Origin of the sequence: Pseudomonas sp. NY15181 (assembly GCF_048068055.1) — a bacterium.
Taxonomy (GTDB): Bacteria; Pseudomonadota; Gammaproteobacteria; order Pseudomonadales; family Pseudomonadaceae; genus Pseudomonas.
The window spans coordinates 19,473-36,079 of record NZ_JBLUPT010000004.1 but is presented as its reverse complement, the minus strand read 5'-3'; the positions used below and the strand labels follow the sequence as shown (position 1 = coordinate 36,079).

Below are 16,607 nucleotides of genomic sequence, written 5' to 3'. Positions count from 1 at the left end.
ACTTTCAGCTTGCCCGGAGTGAATCTGTCACTTATAACAGCAATGAGTGAATATCTGCCAATCGCCTTCCTGGAGATTGCCCGGATGAGTGTTCCTCACCCTGTGCTGTTACTGGTCTTTCCCGACTTCCAGTTGCTGGATGCCACGGGGCCGGCGGACGTGTTCGCCGCAGTGGATGAACACCTTCTGCCGGTCGCACGACCGGCTTATCGTCTGCAGGCCCTTTCACCTGACGGCGGATTGGTACGTTCCAGCACCGGCCTGGAACTGGCCACTTTGCCGCTGCCTGACCCGGCGGATGCATCAGGTTGCACGCTACTGGTCGCCGGCGGTTACGGCGTGCAGTCGGCCATGCAGCGAGGGGACATCGCCCGCTGGCTGGCGCAGGCGGCGCCCCTGGCCGCGCGTTGCGGGTCGGTGTGCACGGGCGCCTTCCTGCTGGCACAGGCCGGCTTGCTGGACGAACGCACGGTGGTCACTCACTGGCGCTACGCCGAGTTGCTGCAACGCCTGTTCCCCCGTCTGCAGGTGATGCACGACGCCTTGTTCGTGCGTGATGGCCCGTTCTTCAGCTCCGCCGGGGTAACCGCCGGCATGGACCTGTGCCTGAACCTGGTGGAAGAGGATCACGGTCGCGAGCTGTCACTGAAGGTTGCGCGAGGGCTGGTGATGTATCTGCGGCGTCCCGGCGGACAACGTCAGTTCAGTGCGGAGTTGCTGGCCCAACAGGCTCCGCCGGACGGGCAGATGGAGCAACTGGTGGCATGGCTGCGGAAAAGGCTCGCGCAGGCGCTGGACGTGGACGCGATGGCCGCGCAAATGGCGATGTCGACGCGGACCCTGCACCGGCATTGCCAGGCGGAGATGGGCATGACGCCGGCCAAGCTGCTGCTGCAGTTGCGTCTGGAAAAGGCCAGCAAATTGCTGGAGGGTGGAGAGTCTTCGCTCAAGCGTGTGGCGCAGCACACGGGTTTCGGCAGCGAGTACAACCTGCGACGCGCCTTCGTACAGGCTCTGGGCGTAACGCCCGGAGAATACCGGCAGCGCTTTTGCCGATGAGCTGGGACGGATGCGCGGTGCGCATCCGTCCACTCTGGCCTCAGCCGCGGTGACGACCGCGGAAAAAGTCGATCAGGCCTTGGGTGGATGCGTCCTCGGCAGCACTTTCCTCGCTGCCCACCAGGCGGCCGTAGATCGCCTTGCCCAGCTCCTTGCCCAACTCCACGCCCCACTGGTCGAAGGCGTTGATGCCCCAGAGGATGCTCTGCACGTAGACCTTGTGCTCGTACATGGCGATCAGCGCGCCCAGGCGGCGGGCACTGATGCGCTCCATCACCAGGGTGTTGCTCGGGCGATTGCCCGGGATCACCTTGTGCGGCGCCAGACGTTGCACCTCTGCTTCGTCCAGGCCCTTGGCGCGCAGCTCGGCTTCGGCTTCGGCGCGGCTCTTGCCCGTCATCAGGGCCTGGCTCTGCGACAGGCAGTTGGCGTACAGCCACTGGTGATGGTCGGCGACGGGGTTGTAGCTGGACACCGGGACGATGAAGTCCGCCGGAATCAGGTGGGTGCCCTGGTGCAGCAGCTGGTGGTAGGCGTGCTGGCCGTTGCAGCCCACGCCGCCCCAGATCACCGGGCCGGTGCCGGCGGAGACCGGAGTGCCGTCCTGGCGCACGCTCTTGCCGTTGGATTCCATGTCCAGCTGCTGCAGGTGGTCGGTGATGTTCCGCAGGTAGTAGTCGTAGGGCAGGATCGCGTGGCTGCGCGCGCCCCAGAAGTCGCCGTACCACACGCCCAGCAAGCCCAGCAGCACCGGGATATTCTTCTCGAACGGCGCGGTGAGGAAGTGCTGGTCCATGTTGTAGGCGCCGGACAGCAGTTCCTTGAAGTTGTTGATCCCCACCGACATGGCAATCGGCAGGCCGATGGCCGACCACAGCGAGTAGCGACCGCCGACCCAGTCCCACATGGGGAAGATGTTTTCGGCGCGGATACCGAAGGCAGTTGCCGCTTCCTTGTTGCTGGAAACGGCGATGAAGTGGCGGTACAGCTCCGATTCGCTGCCACCCTGGGCCAGGTACCAGGCGCGGGCGGCCTGGGCGTTCTTCAGGGTTTCCAGGGTACTGAAGGACTTCGACGAGACGATGAACAGGGTCGTCTCGGCGTTGAGCCTGGCGGTCATCTCACGGAATTCGCTGCCGTCGATGTTTGCCAGGTAGTGGCAGCGCACGCCCTTCTGGGCGAACGGCAGCAGGGCTTCGGACACCAGCTGCGGGCCGAGGAAGGAGCCGCCGATGCCGATGTTCACCACGTCGGTGATCGGCTTCTCGGTGTAACCGCGCCACAGGCCGTTGTGCACGGCGGCAACCAGCTCGGTCATCTGGTGCAGTACGCGGTGCACCTCGGGCATCACGTCCTTGCCGTCCACCATCACCTTGTCGCCGATGGGACGGCGCAGCGCGGTGTGCAGCACCGGGCGCCGCTCGGAGGCGTTGATCACCTCACCGCGGAACATCGACTCGATGGCCTCGCCCAGCTTGGCCTCTTCCGCGAGCTTGACCAGCAACTCGAGGGTGTCCTGGCGGATCAGGTTCTTCGAGAAGTCGAGGAACAGGCCGCAGGCGCTGAGGGAGAAACGCTTGAATCGCTCCGGGTCCTGGGCGAAGGCTTCACGCATGGTGAAGTGCTGCAGGTCCTGACGGTGGGCGGCCAATGCCTGCCAACTCGCCAGTCGGGTGGCGTCCAGCGGGGTGAGGTGGTGTTCCATGACGTACCTTCGGGGTGTGACGTGCGTGTTTTGAACCTGTGCTCTCGACCTAGAAAGAAGCCCGGAGGTTCCGGGCTTTTCTGGGTCAGGCGAGCTGAACCGGGATGGCGTTGCTGGTGTGGCTGAGTTCGTTGCCGGGCGCCATGTACAGCATGCGCGGCTTGTAGCCTTCCAACTCGGCGTCGCTGAACTGAGCGTACGCGCAGATGATCACCCGGTCACCCACCTTGGCCTTGTGAGCGGCGGCGCCGTTGACCGAAATCATTCGCGAGCCTTCCTCGCCACGGATGGCATAGGTGGTGAAGCGTTCGCCGTTGTCGACGTTGTAGATCTGGATCTGTTCGTACTCGCGGATTCCCGCGAGATCGAGCCATTCGCCATCGATGGCGCAGGAGCCTTCATAGTCGAGCACGGCGTGGGTGACTTCGGCGCGGTGCAGTTTGGCTTTGAGCATGATGCTCTGCATGGCATGGCTCCTCTTTTTCTGGGGACGGGAGTGCGGTGCGAGTATGCCCGAGCACCGGAAAGCGCTCAAGGCCGCGGCTGACGCGGTCTTGAGGCGAATTTTTCGGTATTCGGGCGGGGATTCAGTCGATGTGGAAGGCGAGATTGTCGATCAGGCGAGTGGTGCCGAGGAAAGCGGCCACCAATATCACCAGCTGACGATCCTCTCCCGTTGCCGGACGCAGCCCGGCCGACTCGCGGATTTCCAGGTAGTCGATGCGCAGGCCTGCCTGCTCGATCTGCTGGCGCCCTTCGGCGAGCAGCGCCGCGTAATCACGCGCGCCGCCGCGAACCTGCTCGGCGAGCTGCTTCAGGGTGCGGTAGAGCACCGGTGCAGTAGCACGCTGGTCTTCGCTCAGGTAGCCATTGCGCGAGGACAGCGCCAGGCCGTCTTCGGCGCGCACGGTCGGTTCGCCGAAGATCTGCACCGGCAGGTTGAGATCGCGCACCAGCTTGCGGATCACCGCCAGCTGTTGGAAGTCCTTCTCGCCGAACAGCGCCATGTCCGGCTGGACCATGTTGAACAGCTTGCACACCACGGTGGCGACGCCATCGAAGTGGCCCGGACGGCTGCCGCCGCACAGGCCTTCCGAGACGCCGGTCACGTGTAGGCGGGTCTGGCCGTCCATGCCGTCGGGGTACATCTCCTCGACGGTCGGCGCAAAGAGCAGGTGGCAGCCGGCATTGAGCAGCCTCTCCTGGTCTGCGGCGAGGGTGCGCGGGTACTTGTCCAGGTCTTCGCTGGGGCCGAACTGCAGCGGGTTGACGAAGATGCTGGCGACGACGAAATCGGCGCGCTGGCTGGCTTTGGTCACCAGCGCGGCGTGGCCGGCGTGCAGGTTGCCCATGGTCGGGACCAGCGCGATGCGCTTGCCTTCGCTGCGGGCGCGGGCCACCGCGGCGCGCAGCTCGCGGACTGTCTTTACCGTGTTCATGAGGCGAATCCGTGTTCCGGGCCGGGGAAGGAGCCGTCTTTCACGGCCTTGACGTAGGCGACCATGGCCGAAGCGATATCCGGCTGGCCTTCCATGAAGTTCTTCACGAACTTCGGCGCTCGGCCGGTCAGCGACAGGCCGAGCATGTCGTGCATCACCAGGACCTGGCCGTCGGTGCCGGCACCGGCGCCGATGCCGATCACCGGGATTTTCACCGCTTCGCTGATCTCCTGGGCCAGCGCCGAGGGGACGCACTCCAGCAGCAGCATCGCGGCACCGGCCTGCTCCAGGGCGATGGCGTCGGCGCGCAGCTGACGGGCCTGGTTTTCCTGGCGGCCCTGGACCTTGAAACCGCCGAACAGATTGACCGACTGCGGGGTCAGGCCCAGGTGCGCGCACACCGGAATGCCGAGCTGTGCCAGTCGCACGATCGGCTCGGCAAGCCAGGCGCCGCCTTCGAGCTTGACCATGTGGGCGCCGGCCTGCATGACCGTTACCGAATCGCGCAGCAGACGGTCCAGGGAGGTTCCCGATTCGAACGGCAGGTCGGTCAGGATCAGCGAACCCTTGTTGCCGCGCTTCACGGCGGCGGTGTGGTAGGCCATGTCCTGGGTGGTGACCGGGAGCGTGCTGTCGTGTCCTTGCAGCACCATGCCCAGGGAGTCACCGATCAACAGCACGTCGGCGCCGGCCTGGCTGGCAACGTGCGCGAACGTGGCGTCGTAGGCGGTCAGCATTGCGATCTTCTCGCCGCTTTGCTTGAGACCTTGCAGGGTGGTCAGGGTGACATCAGGCATGAAAGTGTCCTCAGTTCTGCGCCGGGCAGGGGCAAACGGGCACCTATAGTCCGGATGGGGCGGACCGAAGTCAATTGCGGGTGTTACCGGACTGTTACGGCGTTACTGCCACTGTGCCCCACATGGGGCGCAGGATGCCTCAGGACAGCCGCTCCAGCCCGGAGAACGGACAGGCGGCCAGCAGATCAGGCAAGGTCCGGCCGTTGGGCAACTGCAGCTGCGGGGCGAGGTCCGCCAGCGGGTAGAGCACGAAGGCGCGGGCGTGCATGTGGTAGTGCGGTACCTGCAGGCGAGGCTCGTCGATCAGGCGGTCGCCGAACAGCAGGATGTCGAGGTCGAGCGTGCGCGGGCCCCAGCGTTCGTCTTTGCGCACACGGCCTTGCTCCAACTCGATGGCTTGCAAGGCATCGAGCAGCGCCAGCGGTTCCAGTTCGGTGTCCAGCGCCGCCACGGCATTGACGTAGCGCGGCTGGTCCGGCGGGCCCAGCGGGTCGCTGGCGTAGAGGGGCGAGATGCCGGCCAGCGAGGTCGCTGGCAACTGCTGAAGGGCGTTCAGCGCCGCCTCGAGTTGCTGGCGCGGCTCGGCGAGGTTACTGCCGAGTCCGATGTAGACGCGCTCGCTCATTCGTTACCGGTGCCTTCACCGCCGTTACGCGGACCGCGGCGGCGGCGGTTGGCTCCGCCACGGCGGCGCTTACGCGGCGCGCCGCTGCTTTCTTCCTGGCTGGAGAGATCGCGGATCATCCCGCGGCGCTCGCCATCGCTGGCATCCTGGTAGTCGGTCCACCAGTCGCCCAGGCCGCCGGTTTCCTCGCCGGCGCTCTCGCGCAGCAGGAGGAAGTCGTAGCCGGCGCGGAAGCGCGGGTTTTCCAGCAGCAGGTCGGCTTTCTTGCCCTGGCGACGTGGCAGGCGTTCCTGCATGTCCCAGATCTCCCGGATCGGGATGGTGAAGCGCTTGGGTACCGCCGTGCGCTTGCACTGTTCGATGATCAACTCGTGGGCGGCTTCCTGCATCGCCGGGATCGGCGGCATGCCGCGCTCCTGCAGCTTCAGGGCACGTGCTGGCAGGGCGGGCCAGAGCAGCGCGGCGAACAGGAAGGCCGGGGTGACCGGCTTGCCCTGACGGATGCGTTCGTCAGTGTTGGCCAGTGCCTGGCGCATCAGCTTGCCGGCGTATTCGGGGTTCTCTTTGAGAGCCTTGGCGCTGGCCGGGAACAACGGTGCGAACAGGTCGTACTCGTTGAGCAGTTCGAAGGTACGTTCGGCCTTGCCACTCAGGAACAGCTTGAGTACCTCGTCGAACAGGCGCGCCGACGGGATTTCGTTGAGTAGATGGGCCAGGCGGCGGATCGGCGCGGCGCTGTGCTTCTCGATCTCGAAGCCCAGCTTGGCGGCGAAGCGCACGGCACGCAGCATGCGCACCGGGTCTTCGAGGTAACGTTGCTCCGGGTCGCCGATCAGGCGCACCAGGCGGTTGCGAATGTCATGCACGCCGTGGGCGTAGTCGAGGATGCGCTCGCCGGTGACGTCGAAATACAGGGCGTTGATGGTGAAGTCACGGCGTTGCGCGTCATCCTCCAGCGTGCCGTACACGTTGTCGCGCAGGATGCGGCCGGCTTCGTTGCGCGAGGCGTGGGCGCTGTCGGCATCGTCATCGGTCTGCGGATGGTTGGCGCGGAAGGTCGCGACCTCGATGATCTCGCGACCGAAGTGGACATGGACCAGCTTGAAGCGGCGGCCGATTACCCGCGCGTTGCGGAACTCCGCGCGAACCTGCTCGGGGGTTGCGCTGGTGGCGACGTCGAAGTCCTTCGGCGCAATGCCCAGCAGCGGGTCGCGTACACCGCCGCCGACGATGTAGGCCTGGTAGCCGGCCTTGGTCAGGCGCTCCACGACATTCACCGCGTTCCTGCTGAACTGATCCCGCCGCAACGAATGCTGATGGTTGCCAATGACTTCCGGGGTAGTGCGGACGGCGCGCGGACGGCGCAGTGGGGATCGGATGGACTGGATCAGCTTTTTCAGCATGTGTGCACTATCGGGGAATGAATGTGGGGGTAGCCAACGCAGGTTCCGGTCAGCCCTGTAGCCTGGGCGTTTCGAGCGGATGCCGGGCGTATTCTGCTGCCTGGAAACAAATGGCAGCAAATCGGGTGCCGTCTGCGCCGCGGCGATTCTAGCATCGTGGGGTGGGATGATGAAGAAAAGAGGAAAAAAGGACTTGCGGGGGAAAGGGGAGAGGGTGTAGCGAAAGCTACTGGGGGAGCCGAGGCTCCCCCCCAAATAGGTGCGTGCTTTGTTTTTATTATGATGCCGGGCTTGTTGTTTTTGTTTGTTGACCCGTCCCTCGAAGCCAGTTGCTTCGGGGATGCTCCCCATGAGGGGATCCAATAGCAAACGGATTGCTTTGGTCGCTGAGTAAGCGATGATCTTGCGATCCAACCAGTCCTCGTGCTGCCTTCAAGCAGTTTTATTCTTCTCTGACTGGTTGCGGGACTGGTCCCGACGGCTACTCTTCTCCAAAAGAATCAGTTAGCTGCGCCTCCGCGATTTTGTTTTTGTTGTGCTGGAGTCGTTTCGTCTTGTTCTTATTTTGAGTTGTCGTGCTTGTTATTGTTGTTGTGCCAATAACAAAGCAGATGCCGTGCCAACTTTTGCAAATCCTTATTTTTCAATGGTTTGCGAGGATTGCCCTCTGAGCGACAGGCACAAAAAAGCCGGGTTTCCGTTACCGATGAACCCGGCTTTTGTTACGGAGCATGTCTCCGGTAACAGTGTGAAACGTCCTACGAGTCGGCCGAAGCACCGGATTTGCGGCGCGGGATGCCCAGGCGCTGGCGACGTTCCCACAGGCATTTGCGGCTGATGCCCAGCTTGCGGGCCAGCTCGGTTTCGGTCATGTGATCCTGGTGCTCGAGGACGAAGTGCTGGAAGTAGTCTTCCAGCGACAGATCCTCGGTGGGCTCGTGGTTGCTGGCGTTGCCGTTGGTCGGGCGGGCGTCGAGCTCTTCTGCGAAGTCGTCTTCCAGATCGTCCAGCTCGATGTCGATGCCCAGCAGGTCGGCGGGAATCTCCAGGCCTTCGCTGAGGATCACCGCGCGCTCGATGGCGTTCTCCAGTTCGCGCACGTTACCCGGCCACGGGTAGTGACGGATGGCCTGTTCGGCCTCGTGGGAGAAGCTCAGCGCCGGGCGCCCCATCTGCGAGCACTGGCGCGCCAGGAAGGAGCGGGCGATCTCCATGACGTCCGCGCCACGCTCGCGCAGCGGCGGCAGCTTCAGCGAGATGACGTGCAGGCGGTAATAAAGGTCTTCGCGGAACTGGCCGGTCTTGGCCAGCATCTTCAGGTCGCGGTGGGTGGCTGCGATCAGTCGCACGTCCACCTTCTGCGACTGCACCGAACCCACGCGACGGATCTCGCCTTCCTGCAGCACGCGCAGCAGGCGCGCCTGGGCTTCGAGCGGCAGCTCACCGATCTCGTCGAGGAACAGCGTGCCACCGTCGGCGGCTTCCACCAGACCCGCGCGGCCCGCGCTGGCGCCGGTGAACGCGCCCTTCTCATGGCCGAACAGTTCGGATTCGATCAGGGTTTCCGGGATCGCCGCGCAGTTCACCGAGATCAGCGGTGCCTTGGTGCGCTTGGACAGATTATGCAGGGCGCGGGCGACCAGTTCCTTGCCGGTACCGGACTCGCCCTGGATCAGCACATTCGAATCGGTGGGCGCGACCTTGCGGATCTTGGTGTACAGCTCCTGCATGGGCGGGCAGGAGCCGATGATGCCGATCTCGCCATCCGCCGGGGCGGTGTTACCGCTGCTACGTTCTGCGGCCTTGGCGTTACCGCGGGCTTCGGCAGGGGCGTTACGGTTCTCCTGGCGGTCCTTGAGGATGCGCGCCACGGCCTGGAGCATTTCGTCGTGGTCGAAGGGCTTGGCGATGTAGTCCACCGCGCCCATCTTCATCGAGTCCACCGCCGAGCGCAGGCTGGCGTAGCTGGTCATGATCAGCACCGGGGTGCCCTGGGCCAGCTTGATCAGTTCGGTGCCCGGTGCGCCGGGCAGGCGCAGGTCGCTGACGATCATGTCGAACGACGGAATGCTGTAACGCTCCTGGGCCTCCTGCACGGAGCCAGCTTCGCTGACCTGGTACTGGTTCCGTTCGAGCAGCCGTCGCAGGGCGGAACGGATGATGGTTTCGTCTTCGACGATGAGGATATGTGCCATGTATTCAGCTCTCTCGACGTGCTCGTTTACTGCTCGGCCGTCGGGCCAGGATGCCGCGGCAAAGTGACGCTGATGCGGGTACCGCATTCGCGTTCGGGGTCAGCCGGGCTGTCTATGGTGATTTGCCCATAATGCTCTTCCACGATCGAATAGACCAGCGCGAGGCCCAGGCCGGTCCCCTTGCCGGGGTCCTTGGTCGTGAAGAAGGGTTCGAACAGGCGCTCGATGATCGACTTGGGAATTCCGCTGCCTTCGTCCTCGACGATCAGGTCGATGGTTTGCTCCTGAGCCTCGGTGCGTACGCGGATCGCGCCGTTGGGCGGCGAGGCGTCGCGGGCGTTGGAGAGCAGGTTGATCAGGACCTGGGCCAGGCGCTGGGAGTCGCCTTCGACCCAATGCGCCGGATCGCAGAGGTTGAAGAATTGAACGTCGACGCTGCGCTTGTTCAGCGATAGCAGGCCAATGGCTTCCTGGGCGACGTCGGCCAGGCACACCGGCTCGGCAGCCACCTGCTTGCCGCCAGCGTGGGCGAAGCTCATCAGCGACTGCACGATGCGTGACACGCGCTTGGTCTGTTCGAGGATCTGTCCGCTGATTTCGGTCAGCTCGCTGTCGCCCTCGCGCTCTTCGCGCAGGTTCTGCGCGAGGCAGGCGATGCCGGTGATCGGGTTGCCGATCTCGTGGGCGACGCCGGCGGCGAGGCGGCCGATGGAGGCCAGGCGCTCGGAATGGATCAGCTTGTCTTCCAGGGATTGGGTTTCGGTGAGGTCTTCCACCAGCAGTACCAGGCCGCTGTTACCGGGCGCCAATGGCTCCTCGATCGCCGCCTTGTGCAGGTTCAGCCAGCGAGTCTGCCCCTCGATGGACAGGCGCTGCTTGTGCAGGTGTTCGTCCGGCGCCTCGATGAAGCCTTCCAGCAGGCCCTTCCAGGGCTCGGGCAGGGCGGCCAGGCGCGAGCCGACCACGCGCTGCGCGCTGACCCCGGTGAGGTCTTCGATGGCGCGGTTCCACATGAGGATTTCCTGGTCCTTGGCCAGCGAGCACACGCCCATGGGCAGGTCCTGCAGGGTCTGGCGGTGATAGCGGCGCAGGGTATCGAGTTCGGCGGCAAGGCCGGTGAGCCGGGAGTGGTAGTCCTCCAGGCGGCTCTCGATGAAGTGGATGTCCTCGGTGACGTAGCTTTCACTGCTGGCTTTATAGGGCAGGAAGGTTTCCACCATGTCCTGGGCCACGCTCGGGCCCATCAGGCCGGAGAGGTTGGCCTCGATGCGGTCGCGCAGGCGGCGCAGGGCATAGGGACGGCGCTCGTCGAACGGCAGGTGCAGGTCGCGCAGGGCCTGCTCCACTTCGCGCTGGGCGGTCTTGGCGCCCAACGGCTTGGACAGCTGGCTGGCGAACTCCTGCGGAGAGACGGCGATCAGCTCGCGGCGTTGCGGGCGGCGCACGTTATCCACGGCGCAGGCTTCGGCGGCGCCCTTTTCCTCGTCGCTGGCCTCGGTGAACAGAGAGACCAGGGTGAACACCAGCACGTTGGCGGCCAATGAGGCCAGCGCCGCGAGGTGCCAGGTGGTGTCGTCGAGCACGTAGAGCGAATCGAACAGCGGTACGTAGATGCTCTGCAGGTTCGCGATCAGCGGTGTGAGCATGGTCACGCCCCACACCAGCATGCCGGCGACCAGGCCGGCGATGAAGCCGCGGCGGTTGGCGGTCGGCCAGTAGAGCACGGCCAGCGCGCCGGGGAGGAATTGCAGGGTGGCGACGAAGGAGACTATCCCTAAGTTCGACAGGTCCTGCTCGGCGCCCAGCAGCAGGTAGAAGGCATAGCCGGCCATGATGATCGCGGCGATCAGCGCGCGCCGGGTCCACTTCAGCCAGCGGTAGATGTTGCCTTCGGCCGGCGGCTGGTAGAGCGGCAGCACCAGGTGGTTGAGCACCATGCCCGAGAGCGCCAGGGTCATCACGATGATCAGGCCGCTGGCGGCGGAGATGCCGCCGATGAAGGCGGTCAGCGCCAGGGCCGGGCTGTCCACCGAAATGCCCAGGCCGAGGGTGAAGTATTCCGGGTTGGTCGAGGCACCCAGGTGCAGACCGGCCCAGAGGATCGGCGGCACCGCCAGGCTCATCGGCAGCAGGAACAGCGGCAGGCCCCAGCTGGCGCTGAGCAGTGCGCGCGGGTTGAGGTTTTCGGTGAAGGTCATGTGGAACATGTGCGGCATCACGATGGCCGAGGCGAAGAACACCAGCAGCAGCGTGCGCCACGGCCCCTCGGCCAGCGGCGTGTGCAGGGTGCTCAGGGCTTCCTGGTTCTGCAGCAGCCAGACTTCCAGGCCGTCCGGACCGCCGAACACGCCATAGAGGGCGAACAGGCCGATGGCGCCCAGCGCCACCAGCTTGACCAGCGACTCGAAGGCGATGGCCATCACCAGCCCTTCATGGCGCTCGCGGGTGGCGATGTGGCGCGCACCGAAGAGGATGGCGAACAGGGTGATCAGCGCGCAGAAGGCCAGGGCCGCGCGGTTGGGCTCGGACTCGCGGGTGAGGATGCTGATCGAATCGGTCACCGCCTGGATCTGCAACGCCAGCATCGGCAGCACGCCGATCAGCATGAACACCGTGGTCAGCGCGCCGGCCCAGGTGCTGCGGAAGCGGAAGGCGAACAGGTCGGCCAGCGAGGACAACTGGTACGCGCGGGTGATGCGCAGGATCGGGTAGAGCAGCACCGGCGCGAGCAGGAAGGCACCGGAGACGCCCAGGTAGATCGCCAGGAAGCCATAGCCGTACTGGTAGGCCAGCCCGACCGTGCCATAGAAGGCCCAGGCGCTGGCGTACACGCCCAGCGACAGGGTGTAGATCAGCGGATGGCGCACCAGCCAGCGCGGCACGAAGCCGCGCTCGGTGATCCAGGCAACGCCGAAGAGAACCATCAGGTAGGAGGCGCTGATCAGGATCAGCTGGGTAAGGCTAAAGCTCGTCAGCATCGCGCTGGCTCTGCAGGATGAAGGTGACGACGATCAGGATCAGCCACAGCAGGTACGGGCGGTACCAGGCGCCGTGGGGCTCGATCCACCAGTCCATGATGGCCGGTGAGAACAGGTAGATGCCCACGACCAGAAGCAGCACCAGTCGATAGATGTACATGTCGTCTCTCTCGTTGTTCGGCGGGCAGGCTACCTGTGCGCACAGTCGCCGGCAAGCCGGCCGCCACTGGGGACAGGTACAAGTCTAGAGGCGCGCGTCTTCCAGCGTCAGGCTGTGGGGGATGGCCTCGGCGTCCCAGTTTGCGATACCCCAGGCGAGCACTTCGCGCGGTGCGGCCTGTAGCAGTTCGGCGGGCGGCTTCTGGCCCAGCGCCTTCAGCGCGCGCACCAGCAGTGGGGCGGCGTGATCGGCTTCCAGCGGTGGCGAGCGGTAGGACTTGCCCAGCTTGTGGCCGTCGGGCTGGATGATCAGCGGCACGTGCAGGTAACGCGGCGCGGCGATGCCGAGCAGTTCCTGCAGGTAGAGCTGGCGCGGGGTGTTGTCCAGCAGGTCGGCGCCGCGGACGATGTCGGTAACACCCTGCCAGGCATCGTCCAGTACCACGGCCAGCTGATAGGCGAACAGGCCGTCGCGGCGGCGGATGATGAAGTCGCCGACCTCGCGTCCCAGGTGCTGGCGGAACTCGCCCTGCAGGCGGTCTGTGAAGCGATAGTCCAGTTCCGGCACGCGGATGCGGATGGCAACGTCGCCGTGCCAGTCATGCTGGGCGTCGCGGCAGGTGCCTGGATAGATGCCGTGGGTGCCTTCGAGCTGCTTGCGCGAGCAGGTGCAGGCGTAGGCCAGGCCGCTGCGCAGCCATTGCTCGACCTGTGCGGCGTAGACATCGCCACGCTCGCTCTGGCGCTCCAGCGGGCCGTCCCATTCGAAGCCGTAGCGTTCGAGGGTCTCCAGGATCGCCGCCTGGGCGCCGGGCATCTCCCGTGGAGGGTCGAGGTCTTCCATGCGCACCAGCCATTTGCCGCCGACCGCGCGTGCGTCCAGGTAGGAAGCGACGGCCGCGACCAGTGAGCCGAAGTGCAGGTAGCCGCTGGGCGTAGGGGCGAAGCGTCCGACGTAGCGGGAAGCGGGCATGGAGGCTCTCTTTATAGGACGGAAACGAAACGGGGCGCCGCAGCGCCCCGTTCGGGATCAACCAGGCTCAGGAACCCAGCTGCTTTTCCTTGATTTCCGCCAGGGTCTTGCAGTCGATGCACAGGGTGGCGGTGGGGCGGGCTTCCAGACGGCGGATGCCGATCTCGACGCCGCAGGAGTCGCACCAGCCGTAATCGTTGTCTTCGATCAGCTGCAGGGTCTCGTCGATCTTCTTGATCAGCTTGCGCTCGCGGTCGCGGGCACGCAGCTCGAGGCTGAACTCTTCTTCCTGGCTGGCGCGGTCGGCTGGGTCCGGGAAGTTCGCCGCTTCGTCCTGCATGTGGTGCACGGTGCGGTCCACTTCTTCCATCAGCTCAACTTTCCACTTGTTGAGGATGGAGGTGAAGTGCGCGCGCATGCGATCGCTCATGTACTCCTCGCCCTTGGTTTCCTGGTAGGGCTCGAAGCCACGAATCAGTTGGCTGCTCTGTTGTTTTGCTTTGGTGGGCATGGATGACCGCCTCTCACTCTCGCTAATCCTCTCGCGGATGGTCCCTCTCCGGCACTGCCGGCCCCGCGCTCGCAAGCGGGCGAACTTACCAGAACGATAACGGGGACGCTACTCCCTGTTGTCGAGCCTGCACGCGCCCGCACATGACCCAGCGACCTGGTCGCCGACCCGATAGGCGTCGCTACCGGATTTTTTGAAAACCACTGCACGATCACCTGTTTTTCGTGAGTGAATCGCGCATATTTCGGGTGGATCAGCCAATCTTCGCCGCTCCACCTGTGTCGCTCGGTGGCCTGTTAGAATCGCCACCTTGTCGTAAAGTTCGGAAAACCTATGGCTACTTCCTACAGTGCACGCAGTCGCGCCATCGAGCCCTTCCACGTCATGGCGCTGCTGGCGCGCGCCAACGAGTTGCAGGCGGCGGGCCACGACGTCATTCACCTGGAAATCGGCGAGCCGGATTTCACCACCGCCGCGCCGATCATCGCCGCAGGCCAGGCCGCGCTGGCCGCCGGACATACCCGCTACACCGCCGCCCGGGGCATACCGGCGCTGCGCGAGGCCATCGCCGGCTTCTACGCCGAGCGCTATGGCCTGTCGATCGACCCGCAGCGCATCCTCATCACGCCCGGTGGCTCCGGCGCGCTGCTGCTCGCCAGCAGCCTGCTGGTGGACCCGGGCAAGCACTGGTTGCTGGCCGATCCGGGCTATCCGTGCAATCGCCACTTCCTGCGCCTGGTCGAAGGCGCCGCGCAGCTGGTGCCGGTGGGGCCGGAGAGCCGCTACCAGCTCACGCCCGACCTCATCGAGCGGCACTGGGATCATGACAGTGTAGGCGCTCTGGCAGCATCGCCGGCGAATCCTACCGGCACGGTGTTGCACCGGGATGAACTGGTCGCACTGTCGGCCACGCTGAAGGCGCGTGGCGGCCATCTGGTAGTCGACGAGATCTACCACGGCCTGACCTATGGAGCCGACGCCACCAGCGTGCTGGAAGTGGACGACGACGCCTTCGTCCTCAACAGTTTCTCCAAGTATTTCGGCATGACCGGCTGGCGCCTGGGCTGGCTGGTGGCGCCGATCGATGCGGTCGGTGAGCTGGAGAAGCTCGCGCAGAACCTCTACATCAGCGCGCCAAGCATGGCCCAGCATGCCGCGCTGGCCTGCTTCGAACCCGAGACCATAGCGATCTTCGAGGAGCGCCGTGCCGAGTTCGCCCGCCGCCGCGACTACCTGCTGCCGGCGCTGCGGGAACTGGGCTTCGGCATCGCGGTGGAGCCGGAGGGCGCCTTCTACCTGTATGCGGACATCAGCGCCTTCGGCGGCGATGCCTATGCGTTCTGCCAGCACTTCATCGAGACCGAGCACGTCGCCTTCACCCCCGGGGTGGACTTCGGCCGCTACCAGGCGTCGCACCATGTGCGCTTCGCCTACACCCAGAGTGTCGAGCGTCTGCAGCAGGCGGTGGAACGCATCGCCCGTGGCCTGAAGACCTGGCGTCCCTGATGCGCTTCGAACCGGCGCTGGAAGAGGCGCGCCTGATCAAGCGCTACAAACGCTTCCTGGCGGACATCGAGACCGCCAGTGGCGAGCGTCTGACCATCCACTGCCCGAACACCGGCTCGATGCTCAACTGCATGAGCGAGGGTTGCCGGGTCTGGTTCAGTCGCTCCAATGACCCCAAGCGCAAGCTGCCGGGCACCTGGGAACTGGTGGAAACCCCGCAGGGCCGCCTGGCCTGCGTGAACACCGGCCGCGCGAACCGACTGGTGGAGGAAGCGCTGCTGGCCGGCAGCGTGACCGAGCTTGCGGGCTTCGATGAGCTGCGCCGGGAGGTGGCCTATGGGCAGGAGAACAGCCGTGCCGATTTCCGCCTGATGTTCGCCGGCAAGCCGGTGTACGTCGAAGTGAAAAGCGTCACCCTGGGCTTCGACGACACCCGGGTCGCTGCCTTTCCGGACGCCGTTACGCAGCGCGGTGCCAAGCACCTGCGCGAGCTGGCGACGCTGGCTCGCGAGGGCATGCGCGCCGTGCTGCTGTATGCGGTAAACCTCTCGGATATCGATGCGGTGCGCCCGGCGGCGGAGATCGACCCGGCCTATGCCGCGGCGCTGGCGGAGGCGCGTAACGCCGGGGTGGAAGTGCTGGCCTATGGCGCGCAGATCGATTTGCAGGATCTCCGTCTTGGCCAATCGTTGAAGGTATTGCTTTAGCCGAGATTCCGCTGCGGGGGATTCTTCGCGAGCACGCTCGCTCCTACAGGTCTGCGCCCTGCTGCTCTTCGAAGGAGCGCGCTTGCTTGCGAACCCGCCCAGCCGAGCTACGCCTCGTCCAGCTCATCCAGCCAGATCCCCTGCTCATCCTCATGACAGGGCAATGCCTCCAGTCCATCTCCCAGGCACGGCCCCTGGATGCACTCCCCGGATTCGATCAGGAACAACGCCCCGTGGTGGCCGCACTGCAACAGGCGGCCACTGCTATCGAGAAAGTTCTCCGCGTCATACCCCAGCGGGATTTCCCGGTGGGGGCAGCGGTTGCGGTAGGCGTAAAGGCGACCTTGGCGGCGCACCACGAAAAGGTTCAGGCCGCCGGCCTTGAAGCCCCGGCTCTGGCCTTCGGCCAGTTCGTGCGGGGAGCAGAGCAGGATCATCGGGTTCTCCATCGGGGGCGGGCATTATCCGCGCGCGGACGGCAGGACCGGAAGAGGGTGCACATCCCTGTGCTGAAGAGGGTGATCCGTTTGGCCGTGGCATGACGGTCGGG

Annotated in this window: 15 protein-coding genes; 3 read left to right on the top strand and 12 right to left on the bottom strand. The window is 65.1% G+C overall.

The window, feature by feature from the left end; all coding sequences use genetic code 11:
- The first annotated feature begins 42 nt into the window (after window positions 1-42).
- Complete coding sequence (locus tag ACNFBT_RS11935; protein WP_416749523.1) at window positions 43-1,059, top strand: GlxA family transcriptional regulator; 1,017 nt, start codon at window positions 43-45, stop codon at window positions 1,057-1,059.
- 40 nt (window positions 1,060-1,099) lie between these two features.
- On the opposite strand, the gene pgi is transcribed toward ACNFBT_RS11935, so the two are convergent.
- From pgi to dksA, 11 genes are all read right to left on the bottom strand, one after another.
- A complete protein-coding gene (gene pgi / locus ACNFBT_RS11930) occupies window positions 1,100-2,764 on the bottom strand; it encodes a glucose-6-phosphate isomerase (RefSeq protein ID WP_416749521.1) in 1,665 nt (554 codons plus the stop codon).
- Between the two features lie 85 nt (window positions 2,765-2,849).
- Window positions 2,850-3,230 (bottom strand): aspartate 1-decarboxylase, encoded by a 381-nt coding sequence (panD, locus tag ACNFBT_RS11925; protein WP_045216800.1) that lies wholly within the window; start codon window positions 3,228-3,230, stop codon window positions 2,850-2,852.
- Window positions 3,231-3,351: 121 nt separating this feature from the next.
- Window positions 3,352-4,203 (bottom strand): pantoate--beta-alanine ligase, encoded by an 852-nt coding sequence (gene panC / locus ACNFBT_RS11920; protein WP_416749518.1) that lies wholly within the window; start codon window positions 4,201-4,203, stop codon window positions 3,352-3,354.
- On the bottom strand, window positions 4,200-5,000 hold the full coding sequence (gene panB, locus ACNFBT_RS11915; protein ID WP_416749517.1) for a 3-methyl-2-oxobutanoate hydroxymethyltransferase: 801 nt from the start codon (window positions 4,998-5,000) through the stop codon (window positions 4,200-4,202). The genes panC and panB overlap by 4 nt, the downstream gene beginning before the upstream one ends.
- Window positions 5,001-5,139: 139 nt before the next feature.
- Entirely contained in the window at window positions 5,140-5,625 is a 486-nt protein-coding gene (gene folK / locus ACNFBT_RS11910) for a 2-amino-4-hydroxy-6-hydroxymethyldihydropteridine diphosphokinase (protein ID WP_416749515.1), read from the bottom strand.
- Window positions 5,622-7,028: a polynucleotide adenylyltransferase PcnB gene (locus ACNFBT_RS11905; RefSeq protein ID WP_416749513.1), complete on the bottom strand. Its 1,407-nt coding sequence runs from the start codon at window positions 7,026-7,028 to the stop codon at window positions 5,622-5,624. Before ACNFBT_RS11905 ends, folK begins: the two co-directional genes overlap by 4 nt.
- Before the next feature lie 758 nt (window positions 7,029-7,786).
- Entirely contained in the window at window positions 7,787-9,223 is a 1,437-nt protein-coding gene (locus tag ACNFBT_RS11900) for a sigma-54-dependent transcriptional regulator (RefSeq protein WP_416749511.1), read from the bottom strand.
- A gap of 26 nt (window positions 9,224-9,249) precedes the next feature.
- Window positions 9,250-12,201 (bottom strand): sensor histidine kinase, encoded by a 2,952-nt coding sequence (locus tag ACNFBT_RS11895; protein WP_416749509.1) that lies wholly within the window; start codon window positions 12,199-12,201, stop codon window positions 9,250-9,252.
- The gene (locus tag ACNFBT_RS11890; protein WP_275608689.1) at window positions 12,185-12,361 is read right to left on the bottom strand and encodes a hypothetical protein; all 177 of its coding nucleotides are present in this window, start codon (window positions 12,359-12,361) and stop codon (window positions 12,185-12,187) included. Before ACNFBT_RS11890 ends, ACNFBT_RS11895 begins: the two co-directional genes overlap by 17 nt.
- Window positions 12,362-12,445: 84 nt before the next feature.
- Window positions 12,446-13,333 carry a tRNA glutamyl-Q(34) synthetase GluQRS gene (gene gluQRS, locus ACNFBT_RS11885; protein ID WP_416749507.1) on the bottom strand — a complete coding sequence of 296 codons (888 nt, stop codon included), beginning with the start codon at window positions 13,331-13,333 and terminating at the stop codon, window positions 12,446-12,448.
- 67 nt (window positions 13,334-13,400) lie between these two features.
- Complete coding sequence (gene dksA / locus ACNFBT_RS11880) at window positions 13,401-13,844, bottom strand: RNA polymerase-binding protein DksA (RefSeq protein ID WP_015478905.1); 444 nt, start codon at window positions 13,842-13,844, stop codon at window positions 13,401-13,403.
- A gap of 333 nt (window positions 13,845-14,177) precedes the next feature.
- Between dksA and ACNFBT_RS11875 the strand changes: the two genes are divergently transcribed.
- A complete protein-coding gene (locus ACNFBT_RS11875) occupies window positions 14,178-15,350 on the top strand; it encodes a pyridoxal phosphate-dependent aminotransferase (protein ID WP_416749504.1) in 1,173 nt (390 codons plus the stop codon).
- Window positions 15,350-16,057 carry a DNA/RNA nuclease SfsA gene (sfsA, locus tag ACNFBT_RS11870; protein WP_416749502.1) on the top strand — a complete coding sequence of 236 codons (708 nt, stop codon included), beginning with the start codon at window positions 15,350-15,352 and terminating at the stop codon, window positions 16,055-16,057. The genes ACNFBT_RS11875 and sfsA overlap by 1 nt, the downstream gene beginning before the upstream one ends.
- Window positions 16,058-16,164: 107 nt before the next feature.
- Here sfsA and ACNFBT_RS11865 read toward each other — a convergent pair whose 3' ends face one another.
- A complete protein-coding gene (locus ACNFBT_RS11865) occupies window positions 16,165-16,494 on the bottom strand; it encodes a Rieske (2Fe-2S) protein (protein ID WP_416749500.1) in 330 nt (109 codons plus the stop codon).
- Window positions 16,495-16,607 lie beyond the last annotated feature (113 nt).